General features: G+C 59.6%; 10 protein-coding genes. 6 read left to right on the forward strand and 4 right to left on the reverse strand.

Features of this window, described 5'->3' with window-relative positions; genetic code table 11:
• Positions 1-183: 183 nt before the first annotated feature.
• On the reverse strand, positions 184-2,571 hold the full coding sequence (locus JNN07_04110) for a hypothetical protein (protein ID MBL9166902.1): 2,388 nt from the start codon (positions 2,569-2,571) through the stop codon (positions 184-186).
• A 251-nt stretch (positions 2,572-2,822) separates the two neighbouring features.
• Here JNN07_04110 and JNN07_04115 point away from each other — a divergent pair, with 251 nt between their 5' ends.
• A complete protein-coding gene (locus JNN07_04115; protein MBL9166903.1) occupies positions 2,823-3,407 on the forward strand; it encodes a universal stress protein in 585 nt (194 codons plus the stop codon).
• Positions 3,408-4,240: 833 nt separating this feature from the next.
• Here JNN07_04115 and JNN07_04120 read toward each other — a convergent pair.
• A complete protein-coding gene (locus JNN07_04120) occupies positions 4,241-9,703 on the reverse strand; it encodes a lamin tail domain-containing protein (GenBank protein MBL9166904.1) in 5,463 nt (1,820 codons plus the stop codon).
• Positions 9,704-10,369: 666 nt separating this feature from the next.
• Between JNN07_04120 and JNN07_04125 the strand changes: the two genes are divergently transcribed.
• The 5 genes from JNN07_04125 (at position 10,370) to JNN07_04145 (ending at position 19,252) form a co-directional block, all read left to right on the forward strand.
• Positions 10,370-13,540: a hypothetical protein gene (locus JNN07_04125; GenBank protein MBL9166905.1), complete on the forward strand. Its 3,171-nt coding sequence runs from the start codon at positions 10,370-10,372 to the stop codon at positions 13,538-13,540.
• Positions 13,521-14,168: a response regulator transcription factor gene (locus tag JNN07_04130; protein MBL9166906.1), complete on the forward strand. Its 648-nt coding sequence runs from the start codon at positions 13,521-13,523 to the stop codon at positions 14,166-14,168. The genes JNN07_04125 and JNN07_04130 overlap by 20 nt, the downstream gene beginning before the upstream one ends.
• A gap of 363 nt (positions 14,169-14,531) precedes the next feature.
• Positions 14,532-16,013 carry a hypothetical protein gene (locus JNN07_04135; GenBank protein ID MBL9166907.1) on the forward strand — a complete coding sequence of 494 codons (1,482 nt, stop codon included), beginning with the start codon at positions 14,532-14,534 and terminating at the stop codon, positions 16,011-16,013.
• 139 nt (positions 16,014-16,152) lie between these two features.
• Entirely contained in the window at positions 16,153-17,073 is a 921-nt protein-coding gene (locus tag JNN07_04140; protein MBL9166908.1) for an inositol oxygenase, read from the forward strand.
• Between the two features lie 16 nt (positions 17,074-17,089).
• Complete coding sequence (locus JNN07_04145; protein ID MBL9166909.1) at positions 17,090-19,252, forward strand: CotH kinase family protein; 2,163 nt, start codon at positions 17,090-17,092, stop codon at positions 19,250-19,252.
• Between the two features lie 103 nt (positions 19,253-19,355).
• On the opposite strand, the gene JNN07_04150 is transcribed toward JNN07_04145, so the two are convergent.
• Positions 19,356-20,045 carry a hypothetical protein gene (locus tag JNN07_04150; GenBank protein ID MBL9166910.1) on the reverse strand — a complete coding sequence of 230 codons (690 nt, stop codon included), beginning with the start codon at positions 20,043-20,045 and terminating at the stop codon, positions 19,356-19,358.
• A 481-nt stretch (positions 20,046-20,526) separates the two neighbouring features.
• Positions 20,527-21,726: an RsmB/NOP family class I SAM-dependent RNA methyltransferase gene (locus JNN07_04155; protein ID MBL9166911.1), complete on the reverse strand. Its 1,200-nt coding sequence runs from the start codon at positions 21,724-21,726 to the stop codon at positions 20,527-20,529.
• Between the last annotated feature and the right edge of the window lie 2 nt (positions 21,727-21,728).

A 21,728-nucleotide genomic window follows, 5' to 3' on the forward strand; every position in this document is an offset into this window, starting at 1 on the left:
ACGGACTGGCAGTTCACTTCCAGTTGCTCTCCACGGTCACATTGCTGTGCCGCAGTTACTTTCAGTCACAGGCCTGGTGAACATAGGCCTGACAGGGACTCTCACCCTGCTATGTTGGTGCGCTTCACAGTCGCACTAGCGACGTCCGTCCTCGGACGTTTCTCCGGCCCACGTCCTTCCCCTTCAAGGCTCCGTGGCTGGTGAGACGAGACGATAATAGCGCTGACTGCTGGCAGCGACCTCATCCTCCACGTTCACAATCGAGTCTCCCACTCCCGCAGCGACGTCCTTTAGTTTCCGCCAGACGCCAGTCACGCTGTCCGCATAAAGAACACTGTAGGTCCGTCCTGCCCGCGCTGAAAACTCGAACTTCAGCAGTCCCGCCTCCCATCGAACCGCGTCAATGCCCAACGGAGGTTCATCGGCAACCACCGTCCAGGTCCGACTTCGGGTCGGAGCAGTCTCGTCCTGCCAAACCCCAGCAGAGTTCTTACCAAGAACCTCCACAACATAGGTGCCCGGGGATAGGTTCTGAACCTCGATCGGCCGCGCATTCTCAAACATCGCCGCGCTAAAAAGGATATTGGTTGTCAGGGGAACTTCCTCGCTCCAAGCCCCACCGTTGATCCGCCATCGGTAGGCGAAGATGCCGGGGCCCGAAACCTTCAAGGTTGCCGAAGTGAGCGCTGTCGCAGCGGGTGGCTCACCCGAGATGCTGGCGCCTCCGGGCACCAATGCTCCCATGTCCAGGCCATTGGGCCCGGTGCCAATGGCCGGAGATCCCGGCTTCAAGGACAGGCTTTCGCGGATCGCTAGATAACTCAGGTCCGACGGATTCACAAAGAGGGGATCAGACGAAAGATTGCCGATCCCCGGATGATTGGTTCCTTGAATCAGGGAGTGGTTCACCTGGAGAAACATCTGCTCCGGCTGATAGTTGATCGCGAGGGGAACCGACGAGTCCCAGACAATGTTCCCCTCGAAGATGGCGCCAAAACCCGGACCCGCGCCCCGCTTAGGCTCACCGAAATTGATGACCGAGCCCGGATAGTCTGCGATGGGGTTGTCGCGCAGGCGAATGATCGTGTTGTTTTGAACCAAGGCGGATCCGTGTTCCTTGAGGAGCAGAAAATGCTCCACGTTATAGAAAATATTGCGACAGATCACGAGCTGGGAAGTGTCATTGCCTCCGAAGTTGTCCTCTCCGGTCGTGATGGGATTGGAGCTGCTGCTCCGCGCCGCATCCTGACGCACATTCAGAAAGACGTTGCCCTCGATGTGCGCATCCGTGCCATCCATGTCGAAGCAATCATCCACGGCCGACAAGAACGTGTTCCCAATGAACTGAGCGATGGGTCCGGGCCGGTTACCCCCGGTGAAGTCGATAATATCATTGTAACCGCTGGTGACCGGGATGCCCGGAGTACCGAAAAGATTGCTGCGCAGAATGGCGTAGCCGTTGGCCGGCATGCGAAAGAAATGCAGAAGCTCATTGTTCTCAATGGAAGGAAAATGGCAATGCTGGATGACACAGGAGGAGTCGTCCAAGGTCACCAGCTGTGCCTTGGTGTTCAGGAATGTCACATGATCCAGGTGGATCCTGGTCCGCTCGGTCCGGATATTGCCTTCACCGCTGGCACCATCGATGTCGGCATAGGCAATGCGGGATTCCCGGTCCGAAGGCGCGAAATCCAAGCGTCCCCAGGCTCCTGCCCCAGGGCGGCGCCCAAAGGTAATCCGACGATCGGCGGTGCCCTCAGCCAGCAAACGCCCCTCAATTTCCATTCCCAGCCCCGCGCCGAACAGCACCGAAACCCCGGGCTCAATAGTCAACGTGACTCCCGGGTCGACAGTCACAGTGCCCACCACCAGATACGGGCTCTTGTCCGCGGTCCAACGGGTATCCTCCGTTAGGTTGCCGCTCACCCCTCCATCCGGCGGCGTATTGGTCACCAGCTGAAGCCCGACCAGCGCATGAAAGTCGGAACTGTCCTTGCTGGAATTCATGGCGTGGATCGCCAAGACGTGAGTCCCAATCCCAAGACGCCCGCGGACCAGGCCCAAGTCAATCACACTGGCCGGGTTGGTCGGAGAGCTGCAGCAGGACGCTTCATGATCGCCCGAGGCGGTGGCCGTATATTTCAGATCGCCATCGGGAACATTGATTCGCCGCAAGGGCAGTCCATCGAGATAAGCAATCAACCCGTCGTCATAGTCCACCGTCAGCTGCAGGTGAAGATTGGTATCCACCAGTTCCGTGATCTCGAACGAACGTCGAAGATAGACGCTGGTGTACAGGTTGCGCATGTCGTTGAGCTTCGTGGTCTCACCCGGCAGCGCATCTCCATATCCAATGCCCCCCACGCCCGACAACCAGGTCGAGTCCAGCGATGCGTCCGACGTCGTCTTCCAATCCGCGACCGGCTCGTTGGTGCCCTTGTGATAACGCCAGACATCCCCGGGCTGAACCAACACCAAGCCGGCGGCCGCCAGATCAAGCAGGCCCCCGCCAAGCATGAGCGCCAGGAAGCCAGACAGCCACCGCAAGGTAAGAAAACGTTGATTCGACATATGACAGAGATGATGTATACCCCACCTATGCCCCTTTCTCAACGACTAGAAATTGGACGATGCGCCAGGAAGGGCGGCAGCGGGGGCGTTTCACCTCTGACTATCCATCGCCCAAAATTGAGGAGACACCAGCCAAGAAACGTAATGCTGTTTTCACCAAGGCTTTCCATACTGTCCTTAGATGGTTCAGACGGGCAGTGACAACTCAACTCCGGCAGGCCCACCCGCCCGCCGTTAACTCGACCAAAGCCATGAAATTCAAACCCACCAAAAAAACCGGAGGATTAACCGTTGAGCTTAAACCGCGCGAGAGCATCCCGCAGTCCACCGCGAAAAAACGGGTGACCGCATCGCCCAGCTTTTCGGTAAAGCGCATTCTGGTCCCCATCGATTTCTCCGACTGTTCCAACAAGGCGCTGCAATATGCCCTGCCCTTCGCCGAACAATTTGATGCCAAGATCCTCCTGCTGCATGTCTGCGAACCATTCATCCCCATGCCGGAGATGTCGGCGGTGGATGTCGGGCTGATTGAAGCCCGCATTCGGGAACAATCGCAACGCCAACTGCTGGAACTGCAGGCCAGCCTACCCGAGGAATCGACCTCGGAGGCGGTGGTTCGCATCGGCAGGCCGTTTCTCGAGATCGTCCAGGCCGCCAAAGATCTGGACGCCGATCTAATCATCATCTCGACGCACGGTCGGACCGGCATCAGCCACGTGCTGCTCGGCAGCACCGCGGAACGAGTCGCCCAGCGAGCCGACTGCCCGGTGCTCATCGTGCGCGAGAAGGAACACGATTTCGCGAGCCCGCGTCCCAAACTGAAAGCACCCCGCTGACGAGATCAGCTAACAGCAACCACCGCCGACGTAAGGGCAAGGCTGCTGGGCGGTGCAGAAACATCATCGCCTCGCGTGGGGGAGCATTGAACGCTTAAGGTAAGGGTTCGCGTCGCCAAACTCGTGACCTCGTTCCCTGCAGTTTGGAAGTGTAGGAGCCGAGGTGACGAGGCTTGGTTAATGGAGGGGAACTGGCTATGATCGGGCTGATCTGCGGGATCCTTCGTTTCGCACTGATTTAAAGCTCCTCCGCGTTCTCCGCGCCTCCGCGAGAAAAGATCCCTCCCCTAACTCGGACGGACTGCCGGAATCTCTCGCGGAGGCGCGGAGAACGCGGAGAGTAAAGAGGTTCATGGGAAGCCTGTCGGACTTGTCAGCAGAGACGGAGGTCCGGCCGACGGATCACACCGAACACACGGATCCGGAACCGGCAGCGGGTCTAGGAATTAACCCAGAAACGGGAATGAATTGCCTGCTAACAGCGACACCCCCGGTCTGTCGGCCCCCAAATAAACAGCACCCTGAAAGGCGTGCCACCCGTCGGCCAATGGGCTGACGAACTGATTAGGTTCCTTGAAGCGGCTGACGCAAGTCTCAGAAGCCAGTGGCATCGCTGCGCGATGCTCCGTACTTTTAACAGTTCCGGGGGTGCGAGCACCCCCGGCTAAATTTCTTTGAACCCTGCGGGTTCGGGCGTTGCCGATGGGGAGCCTCTATTTTAAATCCGTAAACTAACTATCCACGGATCTCTCGGAAGGCACGAATCAAGAATCTGGTGCGGTCACATTCGTCTGCTCCGTGTGGTCAGTGTGCTCCGTGGGCAAACTGTCCCCTCATGGCCCGTTCACCGCGATCCGCAGGAAGGTGGAACCGGGCAGTGAGAGCGGCCCCACCGGCAAGTATCGAGCGACCACCAGAGTGGAGCCATCGGATTGGGCCGTTTGGCTGACAATGGTGACTCCATTTCCCGAAGTGTCCCAACGGGTCAGATCGTGAGACACCTCGACCTGGTAGCGCAACTCCGGAGCAAAGGTCCGAATGCGATAGGAGAACTCCAATCCAGAGTCCGCCGCAAACCCGACGAGACGGAAGGACGTTTCCGAACGCCTCAGGGGTGAGGACGCGAAGGCATACTCCCCAAAATTATCCAACCCATCCTGGTCAGGATCGGCAGTCAAAAGCATGGACTCCGGGGCCGTTCCAAGAGGAAAAACCACACTCGCCCAGGAAGCGAAACCCGGCATTGGGTCAGAGTTGACTCCCCCCAAGGTGACCGTCTGCAGCCAGGTGAACGGTCCGACCCCGTTGGGAAACCGGCCGAATGCCGCCCCTTTCGGTGCGGAGTTGAACTCGACCGTATCGACAAAGCGAAGCAAGGCGCCGGAAGCATCCGCCTGAACCAACGTCAGCCGCTCGCCTAGATCATCCAATCCAAAAGGCACCAGACTGGCGGGGTTGCCAACCTGATTGAAATCAGCCTCGCGAAGTACCAGGTACCGCCCAGCATCGAGGCTCGTTCCGGCCACGAAGCGATACTTGCGATAATTCGACCGGGAATCGCTCAAGTACCACCCGCTCACATCCACCGTCGATGCAGAATGATTGATCAACTCGATCGCATCGGTGGCCGGCGCGACCGGAGCAGCGAGGATCTCATTGAACACCACTCCCAACGATGACTCTTCACCCGAGACACCCGGAGACCCATGCACGGCAACCGAGGCACGCCAGTTCCCCCCATCACTCAACCAAGCTGAGCGGGCACCGCGCTCGAGGGGCACAGCCTCCCTAGAAATCAATTCCAAGGAACTGCCTCGGCCATCCGCCCGGTCCGGCCAGGCACCGTCAGCCCCATAGGCGCAAGCGAAGAGTTGCTGTTGATCAGCGCCCACAACCACGATCGCCTCGCCCTCGTTGGCCAGCGACCCGTTCCAGGGGCCAAGAACACGAATGCCGTCACGGTAATACGGAGAGGTGTTAGTCCCGTACCGAGCCTGGAAAAGAACGGGGTCCTTGGCCACGACCAGCCGCTCCTGGGCTCCCAGCAGTGTCGGACGCGGAAATCGAAAGTCGATCGCCTGCGTCACGACAACGTCAGAAAGATCAATGGTGGCCGATGAGGTGTTAAGGAATTCCAAAAACTCGTTGGCGGCGTCGTCGAGCGGCCGATACTGAATCTCACTGATCAACAGGTTGGAAGTGGCGGCGCGAGGCACCGTGTCCGGGACCAAGAACGCCTCCACCAAAGCAGACCACTCATTTCCCACTCGGGTACGCGTTCGAACGAGGGTGGGTTCAGTGATGCGGATCGTCGCCCCGGGGTTGGCTGAAAATCCGATCAACTCGAGGTTGAAACTGATGTCGATATTGTCCGCCGTCCGCTGGTGGATCTCGGCGGCGATCACATTGCCCTCCGGGCGTAAGACCGCCCGCGGTCCAGTAAGCAGAATGTTGTAAAAGTTCGTTTCTTCCGCGCCCGAAACATCACGCAAAGCCAGGGTTTTCGAGGTGATCGCGTTGGCGGTCATGTTCGTCCGCCAGATCTCCACTCCGTTGAGATAAACCACGGCGCCATCATCTCGGAGCAGGCGAAGACGCAGCGCCGTAAACCGCCCCGGATCCGACACTTCAAAACGTTTGCGGAAATACGTGGTGATATTCTTTTGAACTCCAGGGGCGTTGGGATCCATGTCCACGAATTCCGCCACCGTCGCCTCGCCTCCATCGCCGTAACCAATCTCGGTAGGCCCCGACTTCCAGCTCGAGTCGTCGAACCCATTGGTTTTCCACAGGGCCCCGGGATCGACCCCGTTGTCCAGGAACCGCCAGAGATCTCCACTCGAGACGAGCATGGTCTGCAAGGGGGCGGCCTCCAATTGCACGGCCGCAGGGTTCGGCGAGCCATTCGTCAGTCGGGGATCCGACCCATCGATGGTCACAAATACCGCGCCGGTGATGACGCTAAAGCCGAGCTGGTAGCCCGCGGGAACCACTCCCTCAAGCTTGCTGAGATCCGGGGGCTCGGCCGGCCACCATCCGGAATGTCCGCGGAGTTGCTGAATCAGTCGGGAGACCCGGTTGGGAAAAAATACATTCCGCAGGTAATTCCACTCATTCATCCATTCTTGGTTCCGATCCCACGGGAGCGCGCTCACGCTGGAGGAAGGCTGCCAACGGGCGGTCTCCGCAACGATGGCGGTGAAGATCTCGTTCATGCGGGCATCGTACAGACCTCCAGCCTTCTGCGGCGTCAGCATGCCGCGACCCAAGCAATGATATGCCACACGATCCCGGAAAAGCAGCCGAAACTCAGCATGCGCCATCAGCGCGGTGAAGATGCCATCCGGAACATCCTGATCGGTGCAATCCGCCGCCACGTCCTGCAGGCAGATGTCGGAATCCTGAGCAAAGAATTTCCACCCGCCTTGATCCGGAAGCTTCGGCCCCGCCGCCGACCAGTTGTGCTGCGCCGACCAATCCCAATCGTTGCCGGCGTAGAAGCTGAGCACCATGTAATCGCAGAGATTCGTGACATCCACCCACCGCTTGGCCTCCGAGTAATTCTTCAGGCTCGCCTTCATCTTGGCCCAGGGCTGGGACCAGGTATCGCCGACACCATGCTCGCTTCCGTACAGCGCTGCCGCGCTGAAATGAAAATCGTCAGCCGATCCCGGCAAGTAGCTGGCCATGAAATCTTCATCGGGATGCTCCTGAATGTGATAGAGCCCATGATAGGACCCGTTCAGAAACAGGTGCACCTGACGCGCGTGCTTGCCGGGCTGCCCCATGAAGAGCTGCATCTCGTCGATCCATACATTCCGGCCCAATTGGGCATCGCCCGACCGGTTCACCGGGGGATTGCCATAAGGCACCGGGGGATTCTCGCTGGTCCCCAACCAGAAAAAGGTGTCGTGAGAATGGCTTCGCAGCCGAAGCTCCTTGAATTCGGTGGCCGCCCCACGGGGAATCATGGAGCCGCGGGCGTAGATGGGATACCGAAGCTTGGAGGCCCCATACTCCGATCTGAACTTAGCCGCCATGCTGAGCTTCGGAGACGCCAGACTGGTTGTGCCGGTTGCATGCACGCCGCAATCGATCTGAAATCCCTCCTCACGCTCCAGGGGATCAAACAGCTCCAGCGACGCCAGACGCTCGGTGTCGTTGGGGCCCGATGGAAGAATCAGCGACATCGCGGGAAGCGCCAGGAAAGCGTCATCCAAGAGGGGCCCGTAGTTGGTGTTGCGTGTAATCGAAGTCGCCAGCAGGGATTGTCCCACGACGCCGTCCACCGTCGGGGAAATGTCCCCGTTCACGAAGAGGTAGGTCTGGGTTTTAACCGGCGCGTAGGCGGCGCGGGGATGGATCGCCACGGCGCGGACGATGCGTGTGCCGCGCGTGGTGCCGTTCGTGTTGGGCTTCACGGCGATGGGGTTCGTGTACAGAATCCCTCGGGTGGCGCTCGGCAAGGAACCGTCGAGGGTGAAGCGAATGACGGAATTGGAGACGGTCGGGGTCAGCACCAGGTCGAAGCTCTTGGTCAGGAACCCGTGTCCTCTGCTGAAGAGGACCTCGTTCGAGCCGAATTCGGCAACCGACTCGTTGGCGGCCCCGGGCGTCGGACGCGTGAGAAAGCCCACCTGCCCTGTGGGTCCGTAGCCATAGGAGACGCCAGGGTAGATGGAGGGCGTCACGAGTTCGTGAGCCAGCGTGGGGCCATCGGGACGGGTGAGTCGGAGCTCACCGCCCGCGGAAGCCAGGGAGAAGTTCAAATGCAGCTTTTGACTGTTGGTCGGCGGCGTCTCCACGCCGTCCGCGAGAATGGTCAGGAACCCCTGGGGCGGCAGGATGGCGGATGGGAATTTCCAGCGGCTGGGCCGGTCCGGATCGTCGCTCAAGAAAAACCCGCGCAGATCCATCCACTGATTCTGCAGATTGTGAATCTCGACCCATTCCTGCAGATTGCCGGCCTCGTCGGAGATCCCGCCCAGCTTGCTGACCACCACCTCATTAATCCGCAGCTGGGATTCCGTGACAGGCAGAACGACGTTCGCCTCCGTGCTCAGCCCGGCAAGGTCGGTGGCGCGGATCCGAAGGCGGACCGTGGAGCTCCCCTGGACCAACGGCTGGGCCAGGCGAACGCGATTGCTGGAGATGACGAAGAACTCATTCTCCTCGGCCCCGGCGGCGCCTGAGACGAATTCAAAGCTGTGGCGATCGAAGCGGTCAGGATCCGACGCACCCAGCACCCCGACCATCTGTCCGGGCGAGACATCGCGGCTGATCGACGTCACATCGAGGAAAACCCCGGAAGGCGCCGAGGGAGCCCGCAGGGTGAGAGGGAAGGCGGCTTCCAGAAACCGGGTGGAATCCGTGGGATCGGTGGCCCGCACGCGAATGGAGTAGACCGTTCCGGGCAGGGCCGCGCCGAAGTCAAAGCTGCCTTTGAATAGCTGCCCGTCCGCCACGACGAACTTGTCATTGTCAGCAGCCCCCTCCCCCGGCACCAAGGCGAGGGCATGCGTGATCCCCGATCGGCGGTCCACCACCTGAAAACGTCCGACCGCCACTGTCTGATTCGCAAAGAACTCACGGGATTCGAGCAGCACCTGGTCTGGAGTCGGGGGAATGAAGATCTTCTCGAGGGTCAGCCCCTGCCAAATGGGGTTGCGATCCCCGCCATCGTTGGATCCAAAAAAACTGCCCATCTCCACCACGAAACTATTGGTCTTGGAAAGGAACTGATAGGTGTAGACCGTGGCCCGGCCGGAGGAATAACCCTCGCCCGGGGATACCCCCAACGAAGTGATCTCATCAACGGCTTGCGCGCCGTTGATGCGAATATCCCAGCGTCGGTTCTCGGCGTTATTGGCCGAGATGAGGATCTGAAGCTTATATTCCACGCCGTTGGTGATGGCCAATGTCGCTCGCAGACGTTCGCTGGCTCCCGAATTCGCCCATCGGATGTCTTGAAAAATACCCTCGAGGGCGTCGTCGTCGGGGCTGTCCCCGAAATCGGGAGTGGTCATCCAGGGCGCGACCTGTTGGGGGCCAAGGAAGGTGGCTCCGGGGATTCGAGTGCGGTCGGGAGTAAACGTGACCCCTTTGACCACCCGTACCGGATCGTCGGCGCTGAAGTTCACGGCGTAGACAAACTCCCCCTCCAAGTCCAGGTCCTCCGGACCGAAGACGGAAGAGACCGTCCCCAACTTCACCACCGTTGCCGCCGAACCGGACCAGGCACCCACGCCCAAGAACCAAAAGAGCAGCAACGACAAAGAAGTCAGGGCAAAATGCATCGCCTTTGGTAGGAGGCACTTCCTTCGGTGGGTACGCATTAGGGCAATGTGCCTCAAACGGACGCCCCGATCAAGCTTGGATGGAAGAATGAGTATTTCCAAGGAGGACTGCTCGGAACGGGGTGACGCGGGCGTCGCCCTCTTCCGCTGCGGCGCGCATACGAAAACGGCTGAGCCCCCCTGAATTGCTCCCTCATCATCGGTGCCTCCCGAGGAAAGCCAGATTCGTGATCCGATCCGTGTCCCCCGGGCAGGCCATTTCAAAATTCTCGCTTTAGATCTGCGATGACACGCCGTATCAAGGTACAGGACCGGGCGCGGTGGAAAGAGGGTTGAAACGGCGTATCCGTCCCAATCTCAGTCCCTGATCATGAGAAAACGGTCCAAGAGCATCGACTATGGGAATCTCAAGCATGACGATCACCTGGGTCCTCCTTCGGCCGGGAGAAGGACAGGCGGGTTCTCGACCAAGCCGTGGTCGACGTGACGCCAAGGGCGTCAAACTAGGCAACCCCTGTTGATCCATCGGTCGATGAACTCCCAAAATACCCAAGGCTCAGTCAACTGCCCACGCAGTTTCCATCGGATTCCCAGCCTTGGCGATGTGGGTTCACGGCGGCCTCCCTCCGCTCGGCAGGGTGCGACGCTGCCAGGATTTGTGCGCAAGTGTCTCAATTACGAGTGATGGAACGATGCGGATTCCAGCGCCTGTTCCGAATGATGGCCGTGATTGCGGCGATGGGTTTCGAAGTCATGCACGCCGCCCTGCCACCGCCGGTGGCGATGGAGGACGAATACCATGGCTACAATTTCCGAAAGGAGCACGGCCTTCCCGACGACGATATTCGCGCCCTGCTGCAGACTCGCGACGGCTCTCTCTGGCTGCTGACCCAAAGTGGCCTGGCACGCTATGATGGGGCGAGCTTCACCGTTTATAACCGAGCCAACACCCCAGATTTCCAAAGCGACGATCCTCGGGTGTTGGTCGAGGATCTTCACGAGAATCTTTGGATCGGGGGGCGAAAGCTATTGCTCCGCATGACGGGCGGTCGCCTCCGTCCGGTCAAGCTTCCAGGAGACGATCGCTTCGAAGACGTTTTTGCGATCTGCGCGGATTCACGAGGCAACGTGTGGATCGGTGGAGACCATTCCGTCGCCCGGGTACGAGAGAGTGGCATCACCATGTATGGGCAAGAGAGCGGCTTACCGGCTGTCGGGCATATCACCGCGATTGTAGAGCTTTCCTCCGGAAGGATCATGGTAGGCGCCTTCGGGGGATTGTATTACTTCGACGAAGACCGCCAGCGCTTCAAGCGATTCGAGCCGCACCCTCAGGTGTCGGGCCGTCCGGCGGCCGTCCTCTGCTTGCACACCGCATCCGATGGACGCGTGTGGGGCATGTTTGATGAGGTGAATGAGGCGGGTACTCGGTACTCGCAGCATCCGTCGATCTACGTGGTTGAAGGGGGGGAGTGGAAGCCGCCATCCGTAGGGACGTCAGCCACCTTCACCCTGGGGTATGGATTGCCCTTCATGCTCGAGACCCGGGCAAGGGACATTTATCTGCCAGGGGAACCGAACCAACTGCACCGTCTTCGACAGGGACGGCTTCAGAAGATTGAAGTTCCGCTTTCGCGAGGTCGGGATGTGGTCACCTGTATGCGAGAGGACCACGAAGGTGGCTTGTGGATGGGCACCCTCAACAGCGGGCTCTGGCGCTGGCAACCACGTCAAATGCGGAGCTATTCAGCTCCCGAGGAACTTCCGCACGACAATACGTGGGCGGTTTGCGAAGGGCTCGACGGAGCTGTCTGGGTCGGGACCGATGGCGGGTTGGCGCGCTATTCCTCCGGGAGCTGGGATCGCTGGACGACGGAACAGGGCCTCTCCCGCAACAACATTCGGGCTTTGGCCGTGGACGGCGCGGGTACGGTCTGGATCGGTACTGGAGAAGGTTTAAACTCGTGGCGGAGCGGCGGGGTGAGCCGGCACCCGATCCTCGGTGATTGGTTCGAATCGAAGATTCGCGTCATCCTCCCAACCCGCGACGGGGGATTGTGGGTGGCTGGCGCAGCGGGGCTTCACCGTCTGGCGGGGGGGCAGCGGACGAAGTTCACCACGGCCGAAGGATTGGCCAACAACGATGTGCGGGCGTTGCTCGAGGCCCCCGACGGCCGTTTGTGGATCGGAACCTTCGGAGGCGGACTCCAGAGCTATGGGAAAGGAGGATTCACCACGTATTCCTCCTCCAATGGCCTGGCAAACGAATTTGTTTGGGCCCTGCACCAGAACCAGGATGGGACGTTATGGATCGGCACCGAGTCGGGCCTGTATCGGCTGCTCGACGGGCGCATCGCCAGCTTTACCAAGGCGCAAGGGTTGCCCGATAACCTGGTGAACTGCATTCTCGAGGACGATTATGACCAGCTCTGGATCAGCCATGACCGAGGCATTTATCGCGTCCACCGCGCCGCGCTCAACGACCTGGCTGAGGGGCGTGCGCAGACGGTGCACTGCGTGAGTTATACCAAGGCGGATGGGCTGCCCAGCGAAGAGACCAATGGTCAGAAGAGTTATCCACCCGGTTGTAAAACTCGGGATGGACGACTCTGGTTTGCGACCACCAAGGGAGTTGTGGTGATCGATCCGAAACTGCACCGAGCGCAGGCGGTTCCTCCGGCAGTGGTCATCGAATCCCTGCGAGCCACCGGAGATTTGGTGTTTACCCGCAACCCCGAAGAGATGCCGGCGAGGGAACTCTCGCTCGCCACGCAGGACGTTCCCACCCGACCGGTAGGCTCCCCGGCTCCACCGGGGGCGGGATCCATGTTCCATCTCCCCCCGGGCAGCGGGCGGGTGCTCGAGCTGAGCTACACGGCCAACACATTCGTAAATGCCGATCGCGCCCGGTTCAAATACCGACTGGTTGGACTGGAGGACCGATGGGTGGATGCGGGGACGCGGCGGCAGGCGTTTTTCACGAACCTGAAGCCGGGGGACTACCAATTCCAAGTGATCGCCGCGAACCATCAAGGGGTTTGGAATGAGAGCGGCGCCACCTGCGGATTCCGCATCGCTCCGTTTTTCTACCAGACCTGGTGGTACTACTCCCTCTGCGGAGCGGTGATCTTGGCGGCCGGCGGAAGCTTGGCGTCGTGGCGCTGGAGAAGGTTGCGAGAGCTCCACCGCCTGGAACGGCAGGCAGCCGTGGCCACGGAACGATGCCGCATTGCCCAGGATCTGCATGACGGGCTGGGCGCCGACCTCACGCGGCTGACCGCGCTGGCAGATACGGCCGTCTCCGCGGAGACAGCTTCCTCCCGCGACCAACTGCGTCAACTGGCGCAACACTCCCGGGCAGCCGCGCGAGGGCTGAAAGATCTCATCTGGATGGCCAATCCGTCCAACGACACGCTCGAGAGCTTCCTCGATCGGCTCTGTTTGACCGCTGAAGAGTTTCTGCGCGACGCGCACATCGGGTGCCGGTTCGATCTGCCCGCGAGCCTGCCCGCGCGAGCTTTCCCGCTGGAGAAACGCCGCAATCTCTTGCTTGTCGTCCGCGAAGCTCTCCACAATGTCGTCAAGCACTCCCGAGCCACCGAGGTCAGAATCGCCGCCTGCTGGCAGGGAGAAAGATTGGAGCTGACGTTGCAGGACAACGGTCAGGGGTTCGATCCGAGGTCCGTGCGAGCCGGAACCATGGGACTAAGCGGCATGCTCAGTCGCGTTGAAAAATTTGGTGGCTCTTTCGAGATTGAGAGCTCCCCCGGAGTAGGAACGCGCCTCCTCATCCGCGTCAAATTGCCAACGATCGACAATGAAAACAATTCGGAATGACATTCGGGTTGCGACCTTGGAGGACGACGATACTTATCGCGAGCACCTCGCTGCCTTGATCGACGGCGCTGATGGGTTCGCGTGTGTGGGATCCTACCGCCACGCCAAGGTCGCCCTGACACAGGTACCTCGTGTTGAGCCCAACGTGCTGCTGCTGGATCTCGAACTGCCCGGGCGAAGCGGCCTGCAGATCATTGAAGAGATGGTGGCTCGATCGCCGAGCCTGGCCATCCTTGTCCTGACCGTGCACGACGACTCAGCCACGATCTTCACCGCCCTGGAGGCGGGCGCCGTCGGCTATCTGAGCAAGCCCGTATCCCCCGTCCGACTTCTCGAGGCGATTGAGGAGGCTCACGCAGGAGGCTCACCGATGTCGGCGTCAATCGCCCGGTTGGTGGTGAAGAAATTCCACCAGCAGGGCCAATTGAAGCGGCATCTCGACCAGCTCACCGCTCGGGAAACGGAAATCCTGGAGCATATCTCCCGGGGGCTCAGCACCAAGGAGATCGCCGCTCAACTCGGGGTGAGCGACCGCACGATTGGCAGCCACCTGCGAAAGATCTACGACAAGCTGCAAGTTCACTCCCGCAGCGCCGCGGTCTCCCGCTTTCTAAAGGGCAACGCCTAAACGTCCCGAACCCTGCTTCGTCCACCAACCGGGGGCACTCAGGCTCCGTGCGTCAAAACGCGCAAAGCCGCGTCGATCCAGGAAAATAATCACAAGGCCTTGCGTAGTTTGGCGGCTAGGCAATAACGCGGATTCTGTCAACCTTGTCATCATGCAGTGGGTGAAGTATTCGCCTGGGCGCCAACGCCGTGGCTCTCACTGAATCGGAGAGGAACCTAGGCGTTCCCGAACTAGCGCAAGCCTTCACCCCTTCGTACCGACCATGCGCTTTTGCCGAGCCACCGCCCCTTTGTTATCCGCTAGGACTCTGGCGACAACGCGGTCCCTCGAACTGTGCCGGCCATTCTAAATGCAATCAACCCCATGAAGCCAACCATCCAGTCAATCGTCTCAGCGCTCCTCTTCATCACCGTCACGGTGGTCTCCTCTGGCCAAACTTGGGACGCTACCTCAGGCTATTCGGGGGTTAAGAATCCCAACGGTGTATGGTCGTTCGGAAGGAAGTGGAGTGTTGAAACTGAAGCGATGGATTTGCTGACCAGAAAATGGGGGACGGATGGCTGGTATATGGCAGGGACGAAAGGCTCTCCGAGCATCATGCACCTGAATTGGTCTACCGTGATGCCGGGTCCCTTCATGTGGAATGGGGACAATCGCAACGGTTATTGCACCGTGAGGTGGACTTGCCCTCTCCCCGGAAAATATACCGTCGAGGGTGAGTTTTATGGAGCGGATAGCCGGGACATGGACAGCCACGTCTACTTGGTTATCGACGGCACTCTCCGATATTCGAACCACGTTCAAAGAGCCGCCCAGGCAGCGCCGTTCTCCGAAGCCGCTGTTGACTTGAGTCCAGGAGATCCCGTGGATTTTGTCATTGTTTGGGGTGGGACTGGCGACCCGGGGACCTCCAGCGTAACGGGGCTAGGCGCGGTGATCACGCGTGTATATGCGCCGGCCACCGGCACGGCGAGTGTCGTGAACGGATTCGTGGTTGGGGTTACAATGGGGGAGATGGGAGCGGGTTATACCAACACACCGATCGTTCGGTTCATCGGCGGGGGAGGAAGTGGCGCCCGAGCCCAAGCAACCGTAAGCAACGGAGTGGTGACTGCGGTCACCATCCTCAACCCGGGAAAAGGGTACACCACGCCGCCCGTCGTCGTGATCGCGCCACCTTATGTCTCCCCTCCCCGAATGCAAATCGCTCCCATGAGGTTGGTGAGTTTCACCAACCTGACCGAGGGCACCAGGTATCAAGCGCAGACCTTCGCACAGGGCGAATTCTCCGACCTCAACGCGGCGTTCACCGCGACTAACTCGGCCTTTACCTTGGCGGTGCCAGGCGGGATGTCGTCGAACCTCTACCGGTTAGCCGTAGCGCCAGCCCCAGTTCAAGCGCAGGCCACAGCCCAGGTTTTTGGAGGTTTTGTGACCGGTGCAACAGTGACAAGAGGAGGCTCCGGATACGGCACCAACATCCCCGCTGTTTCCATCTTAAGCAACGGCGCCGGCAGCAACGCTATGGCCGTGGCGACGGTCAATAACGGCATTGTGGTTGGGATCACCATAACGGATCCTGGGATCGGTTACGCTAACGGAGCGAGAATGATCATCGCCGCCCCGCCAACAGTGGAACTCTGGCCGCAGAAAACCTCGAAAGCCGTCCAGTTGGACGTAACCCTTCTCTCGCCCTACGACAACTATCGAAGCCAGTTTACCCCCCTCCTCGGTGGCGCATGGATTGATCTCGGGGAACCCTTCACTCCAACAGCCACAGCATTGTCTCAGTTCCAAGAGATCGTCGGTGAGGGCGGCTTTTATCGGGTGATCCACGAGCCCTAAGCAGCTCGTCCAGCCCCGCCGGAAACACGCTTACATCTCTTTGAGACACTGGCAATTGCGAGTCGGATTTACGACTTGCCCGAAATTGTCGATTGAGGGACAGTAATCGTTGTAGCTGATACATCTACCGAATACGCTTATGAAGACCGAAAATTCGCCCAATCCGACGCCTCTCCAGAGCTTGGAGGAATGGGAAGATTTTATGAAGGAGCGCTATCCCGAACCCGGGGTTCCCGCAGCCACCGCCACGGCGGCGGCTAAGCCCTTCAAAGCGACCGATCCGGAGAAGAAAAAGGAAGAGTTCCGGAACTATGAAGCGGACGCCCGCCCCACGGTGCGTGAATTTTACCGGCTCAACCACACCTACCAGACCTACGAATTCGGCCAAGCCAAGCGCAAGGAATACCTGGGGCTCAACCGCCGCGAAATGGGAATTTGGGAGGCGATGGAATATCTTAACCAACTGGTGGATGACAGCGACCCCGATACGGATCTTTCCCAGCTGCAGCACCTCCTTCAAACCGCTGAGCAGATCCGCAACGATGGCCATCCCCGCTGGTTTGTCCTGACCGGCTTGGTTCACGATCTGGGCAAGATACTCTGCCTCTGGGGCGAGCCGCAGTGGGCAGTGGTGGGGGACACCTTCCCCACCGGATGCGCCTACTCGAACAAGATTGTCTTCCCGAAGTTTTTCGAAGCCAACCCCGACAGCCAGGTTCCTAAACTGCAAACGCCCAACGGCGTCTACGAGGAGGGCTGCGGTCTCGACCAAGTCCAAATGTCCTGGGGACATGACGAATACATTTACCAGGTCTGCAAGGACTACCTGCCCATCCAGGGGCTGTACATGCTGCGTTACCACTCCTTCTATCCCTGGCATCGCGAAGGAGAATACAGCCATCTGCTGAACGCTCAGGATCGCGAGAACCTCAAGTGGGTGAACGCCTTCAACCCTTATGACCTGTACACCAAGAGTCATGAGGCACCGAAGGTCGAGAAGCTGCGACCTTATTACGAGGACCTGATTGCTGAGTTCTTTCCCTCAAAAATTCGCTGGTAGGCCCTCGGTCTACCGCTTGTCTCTGCTCCGAACCCAGTGCGACCGAAGTGCGGTCGGCTGGGTGTTTCTGATTCTGCTCTGGATGGCGGCAACCCCGCGTGAAACGTCCGCGCAGGTCGTAATCTCCGAACTGCTCGCCGAGAATCATGGTGGCCTGATCGATGAGGATGGCGAACACTCCGATTGGATAGAGCTGTTCAATGCCGGGAGCGAGGCCGTCGATCTCTTCAACTGGGCTCTGACGGACAAGCCCGAAAAGAAGACCAAGTGGGTATTGCCATCGATTCGCCTGGCACCTGGCAGGTTTCTGATTGTCTTCGCCTCCGGCAAGAACCGTCGGGAGCCCGATCGACCGCTCCACACCAACTTTAAGCTCAGCAAAAAGGGAGATTACCTGGGGCTGATCCAACCTGATGGCATGACCGTCGCCTCTGAACTCACACCCGCCTATCCAGCTCAACGCATCGATATTTCCTACGGAATGCCGGAGTCATTCTTCGTTCGGCCGAAGCCAAACGCTCCTCCCCAGCCAGGATACTTGGCGCTGCCGACGCCCGGAGGACCGAATCGCCCCGGTGTGGGAGGAAGCCCGCCAGCGCCCACGTTCAGCCAGCGCAGTGGGCTCTACTCCGAAGCGATCCAGGTCTCGCTCCATTCCCTCTCCACTGACGTTACCATCTACTTCACGACCAATGGCACCCTGCCCGATCCGACCAACGGGGTCGCCTACCGTGCTGCCCTGTCATTGTCTGTCAACACAGTGCTGCGGGCTCGCGCTTACCGGCCGAACAGCCTGCCATCCGACACCGCCACCCGGTCCTACCTCTTCATCCGCGACACGCTGCATCAGACCGGTGCCGGTTCGCCGGCAACCTGGGGTGTGCGTGAAGGCAAACCGGTTCCCGCCGACTACGCGATGGATCCGGAAGTGATCACGAACGCTGCTTACGCTCCACGGCTCGAAAAAGCGCTGCGTTCGGTCCCGATTCTGAGCCTGACTGCCGATCCCCAGGATATCTTTGATCCGCAGCGCGGCATTTACTCGAATCCGATGGAAACCGGGGCGGAGTGGGAGCGACATGGGGCCATTGAGTGGATCGAGCCGCGCGGCGGGCCTGGGTTTAACACCGAGTGCGGCGTCCGAATCCAAGGAGGGTGGAATCGGCGTCCTGAAGAAAGCCCGAAGCATTCTCTCCGTCTGGTGTTTCGCAAACGTCATAATGCAGAGGACCTCAAGCATCCTCTGTTCGGAGAGGGAGTGAAGGAGTTTGAGGAAATCATTCTGCGCGGCGGAGGCAACAACAGCTGGCTTCACTGGAACTCCGACGAGCGTCAGCGCGCCGAATACCTGCGGGACCAGTGGATGCGCGACACCTATCGCGAGATGGGAAGGCTGTCGGCTCGAGGTCGATTCGTTCACCTGTTTCTGAACGGCTTGTATTGGGGTGTCTACAATCTGGTTGAACGTCCGGGGGCGTCGTTCCTGGCCAAGCACCTGGGCGGCAAAGAGAGCCAGTTCGACGTGCGCAATGCGGACAGCATTGTCGAAGGCGACTCCCAGAGCTGGGACGAACTGATGAAGCGCGTGAACGATGGCGTCGGAACACCCGAAGCCTACGCCCGCGTGGGCGAGCTTCTGGATCTGCCAGCCTTCGCTGATTACACTCTGCTGAACCAATACGGAGCCAACGCCGACTACGATCGTTCGTCAAACTGGTACGTCGGGCGGCCTCGTCGGCCGGACGGCAAGTTTGTCTTCGTGGTTTGGGATGGAGAACGGACCCTGGAAAAAGTGGGCGACTCTACCTTGGCCTATGACGACGATCAAAGCCCGGCCCGCATCTTTCAGAAGCTGCGCGAGAATCCGGAATTTGTGAAGCTGCTGGCCCGCCGAGCCCGGGAAATTTGTGGGGATGGAGGTGCACTTTCTCCGCAAACGTCAGCCGACCGCTATAAGCGACTGGCTGCATCTGTGGAGGATGCTCTCATCCTGGAGTCCGCTCGTTGGGGCGATTACCGACGCGATGTGCATTCCTACAAGACGGGCCCCTACGAACTCTACACCGTCGACCAACATTGGAAGCCGGAAGTGCAGCGCCTGCTCAACGATTACTTCCCCCAGCGAGCCGGCGTCTTCTTGAAACAGCTGGAAGAGGCCGCGCTACTGCCGAAGCCTTGAGCGAGTTTCAGGAGCTGCGCTGGCGTCGTCGAGAATAGGAGCGGGGTTACTGGGGATTTATCCCGGTGTTCCCTTCAACTTCAGAAGGAAAATGGCTCGCGAACTACGATCGAGCGCTTGGCCGGCTTAAACCACGAAGGCGAACCCCGGCCAGACCGAGGAGCGTAAAAATGGCCAGCACGCTCGGTTCGGGAATCGCGGAAACCGAGACCGAATCCAGCACGACCGCCTGGCTGAGGTTTTGAAAGAGCAAGGTGGTGGTACCCCCGGGTCCAGCCTCGAAATAGAACTTGTGAGCTGCAAAGGGAGGCGTGTGCCCGGCGAGACCATCGGTAGCAGGTGCCGTATAGATCGCTCCCCAATTTTCCACGCTGACCTGTAGGACGCCTGGTAGGGATGGATCCTGACCACGATTAGGAGTTCCGATAGAGAACGTCACCTCGTAGGCTTGGTTCGGAACGGTGGCGAACGTCTGTTGCAGCCCAGAAGGAATAAAGTAGTAACCAATCTCAGCCCATTGAGCGCGAGGAACGTGCCACCACGCAATTTGGCTACCGGTGCTGCCGTCGAAAGCAGGACCAGGCATCCAGCCCGGTATTCCTCCGTTCAAGGAAGTGGTGCCGGCAAATCCGCCCGCAAAAGCCGTCTCTTCCTCCCACCCAATACCCGGCGCGGGCAGATCAAAATCGCCGTTCACGAGCATTCCTTGCCCCCAGGAGCACTGAGTCGAGGTGAAGTGGAGTGCGGCCACAGAGACGGCCAGCTGAAGGGTCCGACGAATCGAGTGGTACATAGGTAATAGCTCCATTTTGGATGATCTCCCGAATGACAAATTCTAACCGGAGGCTTCGTACGAAAGCTAAACCTCTACCAATGATGCCGCAAGTGCTTTCTAACCTCGGATGCAGGGTGGGGCAGTTTTCGGTGCGAGCGATGCTTGGCCTCTGGTAAGGAGTTCCCACTTCAGTGGGAGAGTCGTACCCGTTGCCTACGAGGAGCGAAGTTTCCGAGGATGTGCTGGAAATCTCCGGGCTCCCCCCCCTTCCGTCGCCCCGATCCGCCTGAAGCCCAATCCATGCAGTCGTTCAGCGCGCGTCTGCTTGATGTTTTTGCGAAATCCTTCGTTGTTCGTCGCTTACGTAGTTCGCTCAATACGCTCGCTCCGCACGCCTCGGTTTTCGCAAAAACCTGCTGCGCAACCGCATGCCGCCCTACTGCATGGATTGGGCTGAAGGCGGAACTTCGTACGATGGACTACCGCAACAGCGCTCCGGTCAGACGGCCGCCTTCTTCCAACGCGCGATGAACATGCCGTTGCCTCCGAATTCCTGCGGCCACAGCCAAACGGTATTCCCCGAAGTGCGAGCACCAGGAATTTGGCGCTCGAATGCGCAAGGAAGCAGCGATGGAATGCTCTCGGCCACTTTCGCGACGACCTGCTCGGTCTCGGAGCGTGTGAGCGTGCACACGGCATAGACCAGCGTAGCCCCGGGCTTGAGTGCGGGAGCCACGTGCCGTAGCAGCTGAATCTGCACCTCCGCCAACTCCTTCACATCGTTCAACGATGTGGTCCAGCGCGCCTGAGGATTGCGCTGCCAGGTTCCCACTCCGGAGCAAGGTGCGTCCACGAGTATGCCGTCGAAACGAGTCTTGGTGGGCAGCTTCGCGGCACCATCCCACGCCACCGCCCGATAGTTAAAAACCTGCGCCCGCGCCGTGCGTTGACGAAGCCGCTTCAGACGCCAGTCCGATCGGTCGCTGGCCCAGATCAGGCCTTTATTCTTCATGAAGTCGGCCAGATGCAAGGTCTTGCCGCCTTCGCCCGCACAAGCGTCCCACCAGGTCTCGCCCGGCTTGGGGTCGCACAAATGACTGACCACCTGTGAACTCAAATCCTGGATCTCGAAGGCTCCCGACTGAAACTCCGGCGTGCGGAATAGATCCTCCTCTCCCTTAAACTCCAGCGCATCGGGAAATAGAGTGGGATGCACGACTGAGCATCCTCGCAGAGTAGCCATCAAGGCTGCGCTGGTCCCCTGCTTCGCCCGAAGCCAGAGTCGGGGACGCGATTGCAGGCTGCGCGCCCAACCGGGGGTCACCTGAAGCTCCTCAGAAATCCAGGCGGGGACCGCTTTCTCCATCAAGTCCGCGTCGGGGAAACGAGCGGGATCTTCAGCGAACCGTTCCTCCATCAGGAGCGCATCCATGATGACATCCACCGGATGCATTCGGGCTGGAAACCAATTCTTCCAACGGAAGTAAGCGAAAACCGCCCGAGAAATCGCCCCGGCATCCGCCCGAGAGATGCCCTTGGCATGCTGCAGGGTCCGGCGGAGCACGACATCCGAAGGGTTTTCCCGATCCGACCCGATAATGATCTTCGCCGATAATTCGCGAAGCTGTTTCGAGATGGCGGAGGAATAGGCTGGGGGACGACTTTCGGTGGCGTGGCGAGTTCGGTGTTTAAATGACATCA

The organism is Verrucomicrobiales bacterium (genome assembly GCA_016793885.1).
Taxonomy (GTDB): domain Bacteria; phylum Verrucomicrobiota; class Verrucomicrobiia; order Limisphaerales; family UBA11320; genus UBA11320.

Excerpts from the sequence above, each read along its gene's own strand:
- JNN07_04150 (MBL9166910.1), bottom strand. The coding sequence starts at position 20,045 with ATGTACCACTCGATTCGTCGGACCCTTCAGCTGGCCGTCTCTGTGGCC.
- JNN07_04130 (MBL9166906.1), top strand. The coding sequence starts at position 13,521 with ATGAAAACAATTCGGAATGACATTCGGGTTGCGACCTTGGAGGACGAC.
- JNN07_04120 (MBL9166904.1), bottom strand. The coding sequence starts at position 9,703 with ATGCATTTTGCCCTGACTTCTTTGTCGTTGCTGCTCTTTTGGTTCTTG.
- JNN07_04155 (MBL9166911.1), bottom strand. The coding sequence starts at position 21,726 with ATGTCATTTAAACACCGAACTCGCCACGCCACCGAAAGTCGTCCCCCA.
- JNN07_04115 (MBL9166903.1), top strand. The coding sequence starts at position 2,823 with ATGAAATTCAAACCCACCAAAAAAACCGGAGGATTAACCGTTGAGCTT.
- JNN07_04140 (MBL9166908.1), top strand. The coding sequence starts at position 16,153 with ATGAAGACCGAAAATTCGCCCAATCCGACGCCTCTCCAGAGCTTGGAG.
- JNN07_04110 (MBL9166902.1), bottom strand. The coding sequence starts at position 2,571 with ATGTCGAATCAACGTTTTCTTACCTTGCGGTGGCTGTCTGGCTTCCTG.
- JNN07_04135 (MBL9166907.1), top strand. The coding sequence starts at position 14,532 with ATGAAGCCAACCATCCAGTCAATCGTCTCAGCGCTCCTCTTCATCACC.